This window comes from Actinoplanes sp. NPDC049599, assembly GCF_044465625.1.
GTDB lineage: Bacteria > Actinomycetota > Actinomycetes > Mycobacteriales > Micromonosporaceae > Actinoplanes.
On sequence record NZ_JBITLX010000001.1, the window covers coordinates 258,553 to 267,126 of the forward strand.

At 72.2% G+C, this 8,574-nt stretch carries 7 protein-coding genes; all 7 read left to right on the top strand.

What is annotated here, in order from left to right; all coding sequences use genetic code 11:
• Positions 1-44: 44 nt before the first annotated feature.
• The 7 genes from ACIBQZ_RS01200 (at position 45) to ACIBQZ_RS01230 (ending at position 7,013) form a co-directional block, all read left to right on the top strand.
• Positions 45-1,088, top strand: coding sequence for a glycosyltransferase family 2 protein (locus tag ACIBQZ_RS01200; protein ID WP_396086421.1), 1,044 nt, complete (start codon positions 45-47; stop codon positions 1,086-1,088).
• Positions 1,089-1,122: 34 nt separating this feature from the next.
• On the top strand, positions 1,123-1,584 hold the full coding sequence (locus tag ACIBQZ_RS01205) for a GNAT family N-acetyltransferase (RefSeq protein WP_396086422.1): 462 nt from the start codon (positions 1,123-1,125) through the stop codon (positions 1,582-1,584).
• Positions 1,584-2,609 carry a pseudaminic acid synthase gene (gene pseI / locus ACIBQZ_RS01210; RefSeq protein ID WP_396086423.1) on the top strand — a complete coding sequence of 342 codons (1,026 nt, stop codon included), beginning with the start codon at positions 1,584-1,586 and terminating at the stop codon, positions 2,607-2,609. Before ACIBQZ_RS01205 ends, pseI begins: the two co-directional genes overlap by 1 nt.
• Before the next feature lie 19 nt (positions 2,610-2,628).
• Positions 2,629-4,212 carry a hypothetical protein gene (locus tag ACIBQZ_RS01215; RefSeq protein ID WP_396086424.1) on the top strand — a complete coding sequence of 528 codons (1,584 nt, stop codon included), beginning with the start codon at positions 2,629-2,631 and terminating at the stop codon, positions 4,210-4,212.
• On the top strand, positions 4,209-5,417 hold the full coding sequence (locus ACIBQZ_RS01220; RefSeq protein ID WP_396086425.1) for a hypothetical protein: 1,209 nt from the start codon (positions 4,209-4,211) through the stop codon (positions 5,415-5,417). Before ACIBQZ_RS01215 ends, ACIBQZ_RS01220 begins: the two co-directional genes overlap by 4 nt.
• Positions 5,414-6,418, top strand: a complete 1,005-nt coding sequence (locus ACIBQZ_RS01225; protein ID WP_396086426.1) for a hypothetical protein — start codon at positions 5,414-5,416, stop codon at positions 6,416-6,418. The genes ACIBQZ_RS01220 and ACIBQZ_RS01225 overlap by 4 nt, the downstream gene beginning before the upstream one ends.
• Positions 6,419-6,677: 259 nt before the next feature.
• Positions 6,678-7,013, top strand: coding sequence for a fluoride efflux transporter FluC (locus ACIBQZ_RS01230; RefSeq protein ID WP_396086427.1), 336 nt, complete (start codon positions 6,678-6,680; stop codon positions 7,011-7,013).
• The last annotated feature ends 1,561 nt before the right edge of the window (positions 7,014-8,574 follow it).

Genomic DNA, 8,574 nt, shown 5'->3' on the forward strand with positions numbered 1-8,574 from the left:
CCGGGGTTTGAACTTTCGTCATCTGCGGCGTCGAGCGTGACCGTATGAACTCCGTGCTGCTGTCGGTGGTCGTCCCGGTGTACGCCGTCGAGGGCTACCTGTACCAGTGCCTCGAATCGATCCGGGCCGGGCTGAGCGCGGCGGAGTCGGCGGCGGTCGAGGTGATCGCGGTGGACGACGCGTCGCCGGACAGCTGCGGCGACATGCTGGACGGGTACGCGGCCCGGCACGGCGACCTGCGCGTGGTGCACCTGAGCCGCAACAGCGGGCTGGGCGCGGCCCGCAACGCCGGGCTGGAGCACGCCCGCGGCGAGTACGTCTGGTTCGTCGACAGCGACGACTGGCTGCCGCCGGGCTCGGTCCGCGCGGTGCTGGCGGCCCTGGACCGCGACCGGCCGGACGTGCTGCTGGTCGATCACCTGCGGGTGCACGAGAACGGCCGGCTCGAGGCCGACGCCAGCAGCCAGGTGCTGCGCGACCCGACGCTGCCCAGCCTGATCGGGCTCCAGCACACCGCCTGGAACCGGATCGTCCGCCGCGGCCTGCTGGCCGAGCTGGGCCTGCGCTTCCTCCCCGGCTGGTACGAGGACGTGCCGTTCAGCAACCCGGTGCTGATCGGGGCCGAGCGGATCAGCGTGCTCGACCGGGTCTGCTACCACTACCGGATCGGCCGGCTCGGCGCGATCACCGCGACCCGCAGTGAGCGCCACTTCGAGGCCTTCGACCAATACGAACGGATGCTCGACTGGGTGGCCGCCCGTGACCCCGAGCCGTGGCTGCGGCACCGGCTGTTCACCTTGATGATCGACCACCTGCTGGTGGTGGCGGGCAACGACAGCCGGGTGCCCAGCCGCCGGCGGCGGGCGTTCTTCCGGCGGCTGGCCGTGCACTACCGCCGCTACCGGCCCGCGGGCTACCCGGCGGACCCGGGCATCAAGCACCGGCTGGTCCGGATCGGGGCCTACCCGCTCTACGCCGCGCTGCGGCAGGCGTACCGGATGGTCCGCACCGACCCCCAGCCGTCACCTGTGGTTCGCCCCGGCATCGTCTCACCGCCACGGCAGGCTCAGGCAGCGCCCGTACGGTGACGCCTCCGCCCGTGAACGTGAGAGGTGTGCCCCTGTGCTGCGCCCTGCCGTCGATGCCGACCGCGACACCGTGCTCGCCTGGCGCAACCATCCGGAGGTCCGTGCGGTCAGCCTGACCACACACGTCATCGGCGCGGCCGAGCACGCCGCCTGGTGGGACGCCGCGATGGCCGACCCGGACCGGCACATCCTGATCTACGACGACCGCGGCGTGGTGCTCTTCGACCTGCGGGAAGACCCGGCGAGCTGGAGTTTCTACCTCGACGTGGCCGGGCTCGGCGCCCAGCTGCTGCCGACCTGGATGCGGCTGGAGCAGGCCGCGGTCGAGCACGCCTTCGGGCCGCTGGGGCTGACCCGGCTCGGTGGCGAGACGCTGGCGGACAACAAGCAGGTGCTGGCCCTGCACCGGCGTTTCGGCTTCACCGAGACCCGGCGCTACGAGCGGCTCGTCGACGGAACGCCGACGACGGTCGTCTGGACCGAGAGGACAAACTGATGGAGATCGGTGCGGAACACCGGCCGTACATCGTGGCCGAGATGTCCGGCAACCACAACGGCTCGCTGGACCGGGCGCTGGCCCTGGTGGACGCGGCCGCCGCCGCCGGCGCGCACGCCATCAAGATCCAGACCTACACGGCCGACACCATGACGGTGGACGTCAAGGACCCGCGCTTCCGGATCTCCGCCGGCCACGAGCTCTGGGGCGACGAGTACCTCTACCAGCTCTACGAGCGTGCGCACACGCCATGGGAGTGGCACGAGCCGATCTTCTCCCGCGCCCGGGCCCACGGGCTGACCCCGTTCTCCAGCCCGTTCGACCGGACCGCGGTCGAGCTGCTGGAGAAGCTGGACGCGCCGATGTACAAGATCGCCTCGTCGGAGATCACCGACCTGCCGCTGATCCGGCTCTGCGCGAGCACCGGCAAGCCGCTGATCATCTCGACCGGCATGGCGAACGTCCAGGAGATCGCCGCCGCGGTGGACGCCGCCCGCGGGGCCGGCTGCCGGGAGCTGGTGGTGCTCTCCTGCACCGCGTCCTACCCGGCGCCGCCCGAGCACACCAACCTGCGCCGCATCCCGGTGCTGGCCGAGGCGTTCCGGGTGCCGATCGGCCTGAGCGACCACACGCTGGGCATCGGCGTCCCGATCGCCGCGGTGGGCTTCGGCGCCTGCCTGATCGAGAAGCACATCACCCTCGACCGCGGCGACGGCGGCGTGGACTCGGCGTTCTCGCTGGAACCGGCCGAGCTCGCGGCGCTGGTGGTGGAGTCGGAACGGGCCTGGCAGGCGCTGGGCAGCACGGCGATCGGGCCGACCGAGGCGGAACGCGAGGGGCTGCGCTTCCGGCGCTCGCTCTACGTGGTCACCGACGTGCGGGCCGGCGAACCGGTCACCGAGCGCAACGTGCGTTCCATCCGGCCCACCGGCGGCCTGGCCCCGGACACCATCGGCCTGGTGCTCGGCCGCACCTTCACCCGGGACGCGGCCAAGGGCACGCCGCTGACCTGGGACCTGATCTGAAAGGCACGGAGACAAAACGGTGTGGCTCAACGCGAACGACAAGGAACTGCAGGTCTTCCTGGACTCGGCGGCGGTCTACTGGGAGAAGAACCTGCCGCGGCCGGCGGGCGACGCCGTCGTCCTGGTCGAGGCCTTCCACCAGGACATCCGGGTCACCCTGCGAAACCTGGCCTGCGCCAACGCGATCCGGCGGCTGCGGCCGGCCCGGCTGGTCGTGCTGACCGGCGTCGAGCAGCAGTGGCAGCGCACCCTGTGGAGCGGCTTCGACGTCGAGGTGGTGCGCAAGGTGGCGACGGCGTTCGGCGCCGACGAGGTGATCGACGTCTGGGACCGGGTCCGCGGGTCCGAGACGCCCGCGCGCGATGACGACTTCCTGGTCGCGAACACGGACGCGACATACTGCCGGCTCGCGAAGGTGCCGCGGCTGCCCGAGGGCTACCGCGACCGTCCCGACTACCGCCTCCGGCACGCCTATGCGACCCGGCTCTTCGACATCTACCAGCAGATGGTCGCCCCGGGGACCGTCGAGGCGCTGGTCACCAGCCACGTCGACTACGACCAGTGGGGCCTGGCCGTCGAGGCCGCCCGCCGGGCCGGGGTGCCGATCATCCACACCCAGCAGACCGGCTGCCTGAAGGCGTACGGGCTGTTCCCGGCGGCCGACACCGGCACCGGCACGTTCCGCGAGGAGCTGACCCGGCAGATCGGCGAGGTCTTCGAGACCCAGGTCTGGCCCCGGCGCGCCGAGCTGCGCGCGAGCGCCGAACTGGTGGCCTGGCGCGCCAAGGTCAACCTGGGCCGGCCCAGCTGGTGGCGCGGCGGCGTGACCGCCTCGGTGGACCTGAACAACCCGGCGGAACGGGCCCGGCTGCGCAGCCACGTGGTGGGCCGGCTCGGCTTCGACACCGAGCGCCCGATCGTGACGGTCTTCAACCACGCGGTCTCCGACGCGCTCGGCACGAATCGTGAGTTGTTCCCCAGCCTGGCCGACTGGTTCGCCGACACCGCGGCGTACGCGGCCGAGCACCCCGAGGCGCAGTGGCTGTTCCTGGACCACCCGAGCCAGGCCCTCTACGACTCCACCGGCTTCTTCGACTCGGTCGCCGCGACCCACCGCAAGGCCCGGCACCTGGCGTTCCGGCCCAGCGCCACGCTCAGCAAGAACGCCCTGTGGAGCCTGACCGACCTGGGCGTGACCGTGCGCGGCAGCGTGAGCAACGAGCTGCCCGCGTACGGCATCCCGGTGATCCAGGCCGGCTGGTCCGAGTGGAGCGCGTGCGGGCTGTCCACGGTCGTCGACGACCGGGAGACGTACTTCAAGACCCTGGACCAGAGCATCACCGCCATCCGCGACGGCGCCGACCTGGTCACCGAGGAACAGGTCCGGCGCGCCCGGCTCTGGCTCTGGCTCTACCGCAGCGGCTCCGACGTGGTGACCCCGCTGGTGCCGCAGTGGGAGGTCTGGCCGGCGGACGTGCTGCTCAAGACCATGCGGGCCACCTTCCGGCACATCGAGGCCGACGCCGACCCGCTGTTCAGCGCGGTCGAGCGGATGTGGACCCGGCAGGAGCCGATGCTCACCCGGACGGACTTCCGCGCATGATCGGCGCCTGGTTCGGCACCGACCACGACGTGGCGCCGGCCGTGATCGAGCTGCCGGTCGACGTCACCAGCGGTCGCGACCCCGGCATCTGCATCGTCGACCAGGTGGTCCGCGGCACCGGCATCGTCGGCCGGGTCACCGCCGACCACGGCGCGGTGGGCCTCAAGGTGCGCAGCCCCGGCGTCGCCACCCGGGTCACGGTCGAGATCCAGCTCGACGAGACGTCCACCCGCTGGTGGTCCGACCGGGTCCGCCCGCCGCGCACCGCCCCGGAACTGCCCCGCCTGGTGCTGATCCGCGCACAGGGCGAACTCCGCGGCGCGGCCCTGCTGGCCCGCCGCCAGGGCCTGCGCCGCGCAGGCAGCGCGAAGGCGGTGGTCACCTTCGACCTGACGGCGGCCGAGCTGGACGGCGACGGCCTGCTGATGATCGAGCTGGCGGAACCCCCGCGACCGGAGTGGGCGACGGGCCGCATCGCGGCGCGCCCGGCCCTGGGCGTCCGGATCGACAAGATTTCGGTACGCGCACACCCTTCCCCAACCGCAGCTCCGGGGCCGGCGGATGTGGACGCTCCGGCCGGGGTCCCGGCCGCAACCGCCTCCGCTCGGAACCGACCGGAGTCCGGGGGCAACAACCCGGCTGCGCCTTCCGCCGGCCCGGCTGCGCCTTCCGCCGGCCCGGCTGCGCCTTCCGCCGGCCCGGCTGCGGCTTCCGCCGGCCCGGCTGCGGCTTCCGCCGGCCCGGCTGCGGCTTCCGCCGGCCCGGCTGCGGCTTCCGCCGGCCCGGCTGCGCCGGGCTTCGCGGTGCTAGGGTCCGGGCCGACCGGCTGCGACATGGCTCTTCTTCCCGCCGGCGCGTCCGGGATGTTCCGGCTTGAGGTGTCGGCTGTGCCGCCGGCGCCTCCGGTGCCGCTCTCGCCCGCGCACAAGCTGACCCGCCGCCGCCCGGCCCGCGCCGGGTTCAAGGTGCTCCGGGCGGCGCGCCGCGCAGGCACCCGGGTTCTTGCCGGCGTGGTGCAGTCCCGGCCGGCCTCCGTGCGGGGGGTGCACGGGTTTGACCTTGCTGCCGGCGTACCGGTGGCTCTGGAGGTCGGGCAACCACGGCCCGGCGTGTTCGAGCTGAAGTTGGCCGGCCCGGCGGGCGGGCCGGTGCTGCTCGGCCTGGACCCGGGCGACCGCGGGCTGTCCTGCCGGATCGTGCCGTGATCCACCGCCCGGCGCTGACCGCCGACCCGGTGGCCAACCGGCGCCTGCTGCAGGACGCGCTGGACACGGTTCCGGCCGGCAAACTGGAGCTGCCGCCCGGGCAGCACGTGATCAACGACGGCCTGCGGGTGCCCGCCGGCTGGACGATCCGCGGCTCCGAGGTGGCCGGCGCGAACGGCGGCCGGCCCGGCACCTGGCTCACCTCGGCCGGCGGCACCGGCCACCCGGTCCTGCACATCACCGGCTCGGACGTCGCGGTCAGCGACCTCGGCCTGCGGCCGCCGCCGGCCGACCCGGGCGAGCACGGCGGCGACCGCGGCACGGCCATCACGATCGGTGACTACCTGTACGCCCGGACTCCCGAGTGGATCGAGCGGGTCGACGTGCGCCGGGTGCACGTCGAGCGGCCGGGGGAGAAGCACGCCAACTGTGTCGCGGTGATGGGCGCGGTCCGCGACGTCACCCTGCACGACCTGACGATCCGCGGCGGCTACACCGGCGTGGCGGTGCACTGGGGCGCGGTCGGCGCGGACGTGGCGACCATCGCGGGCCCGACCTGGCACCCGCACCGGCTCACCATCACCGACCTGCGGGTCCGCGACGCGATCGAAGGCTTCTACCTGAGCTCGGTGCACGACGTACGGGTCGACGGCGCCTGCCTGCGGGACGTGGAGATGGGCTTCCGGCTGCTGCCCGGCGACAACACGGACCGGTTCGTCGGCGCGCCGGTGGTGGGCACGGCGATCGAGATCAGCGACGTGTGCGTGCGCTGGCGCGGCCCCCGGTACGCCGTGCGGGTGGCGGGCTGGGGACGCAGCGAGATCGACGGGGTGGTCAGCGTGCTGCGCTACCGGGACTGCGTGATCCGCGACTGCGTGCTGCGCGGCACCGGCACCGGCGACGCCTGGTCACCGATCGTGATCGAACGCGCCGACGGCGTCGAGCTGCGGGACAATCGGATCGGCACCGAAGCCGCCGGAGCCTGCTGCATCCGCGCCTGACCGCCGCCTCGCGCGGCGGTTCCCAAGATCGTCCCCTACAGTGGATCATCATCGGCTCACCGAGGCGCTGCCGCTCCGCGTGGTCGCGCAGCGCCCCCGGAACGAGGCCGGGGGAGGACGCCGCCACGTCCACCCTCGGCCTCCCGGGAGTCTGAGCGAGCGTGACCTGCTTGGCCGAAGATCCAAAGGCCCGGTTGTCGGCCCCGGCCCTGCTGACGGTGCGGTCCGGCACGGCGGCGACGGAAGCGGCGCTCCACCGATGACCGTGCTGCTGGTGGCACTGGCCGCGGCGATCGGCGCACCACTGCGAGGGATCCAGGCCCGGCATCGCTCAACGTTTCCATGGGGCACGTTCACGGTGAACGTGGCGGGGTCTCTGCTGCTGGGGTACCTGATCGGGCTGCCGGTGGCGCCTTGGCTGTCGGCGTTGTCGGGGATGGGGTTCGGCGGGGCGCTGACTACGTACTCGACGTTCGGCTTCGAGGCGGTGCGCGGGGGAGAGCGGGTGCTGGCGGTGGCGTATGCGATCGGCAGCGTGCTGGCGGGGGTTGGAGCCGCCTATGTCGGGCTGCTGCTGGCACAGGCAGCGAGCTGACCGCGGAACGTGGGTTTGGGGCGGGCATCCCGGTGGCTGGGCTTCGGCTCGCCTGAGTGGCGGGGCCCGAGTGGTCTCCTCCTGATCGCCGGGCGGTCTCGTCTTGATCGGCAGGTGGTCTCTGCCTCCCGACTTTCACCATTTCTGGATCACGGTCCCCTGTGATCCGGTCCGTTGCCGGGTTTGTCCGGTATTCGGGATTTGCCCTTGGAGGTTGGGGGGTACATCTCAGGAGGAAAGGGGTGGGAGTGGTGGACCTTGTTGCGATGGGGTGTGGCTGGAACGGTTTAGCTCATCAAGATCTGCGGGAAGGGCTGCCGCTGCGGCTGCGAGGGCACTGAGTGGCGAAGGTCGACCTTCCTGATCGCCGGGTGTCTCGTCTTGATCGCCGGGCGGTCTCTTCCTGATTACTGGAGGTCTTCCGGATTGCTGGAGGTCTCCTGATTGCTGGAGGTCTCCTGATTGCTGGGGGTCTCCTGATTGCTGGGGGTCTCCTGATTGCTGGGGGTCTCCTGATTGCTGGGGGTCTTCCAGATTGCTGGGTGGTTTCATCCTGATCGCTGGGTGATCTCTTTGTGATTGCTGGGTGGTCTCTTCCTGATTGGCGGGCGGTCTCCTCCTGATTGGTGGGTTTGGGCGTTTCCTGGTTGAGTGTCGGCGGCTTCGGGAGGGTCGGTGGTGACGCCGGGCGCGGTCCTCGCTGACGTCGCGTGCCGTGTCGGAGCGGGTCGAGCGATGCGGAGTTGAAGCCGTAATGGGACAACAAGCGATCTTGGATGTTGTTAGCGTCCGATCCGTGAACGACCAGCCCTCGAACCCCACCCCGCCGGACCCCACCGCTGAGGACCCCACGGTGTTCCAGCCCCCGGCCCGGGACGCTCTGGCGCCCGGACCGATGTCGGTGCCGCCCACCGGGCCGCCCGCGACCGCTGAGCCGACCGCGGTGCAGCCTCCGGTGGCCAACGCTGGCGTCGGGGATTGGCCGGCCGAGGCGGGTGCGGGCTGGGGTGCGGCCGAGTTCGCTGCACCGCAGGCAAGCCCGCCTCACGGCGGCCCGGGGGCTCCGACGGATGGCACCGAGCCGACGTCGCCTTACGGCGCGGCACCCAGCACGCCTTACGACGCCCAGCCAACCCAGCCTTACGACGCGCAGCCTCCTTCGCCTTCCGGCGCGCAGCTGGGTGATTCCTACGGTGTCCCGCCGACTCAGTCTTATGACGCTGAGCAGGCGTCGCCCTTCGGCGCGCAGCTGGGTGATTCCCACGGCGTCCCGCCGACTCAGTCTTACGACGCCCAGCAGGCGTCGCCTTACGGCGCGCAGCTGGGTGATTCCCACGGCGTCCCGCCGACTCAGCCTTACGACGCCCAGCAGGCGTCGGCCTTCGGCGCACCGCCGCCTTCGCCTTACGGCGCCCAGCCGGGCGATCCCCACGGCGCCCAACCGCCTCAGCCTTACGGTGCGCAGCCGCCTCAGCCTTACGGTGCGCAGCCGCCTCAGCCTTACGGTGCGCAGCCGCCTCAGCCTTACGGTGCGCAGCCGCCTCAGCCTTACGGTGCGCAG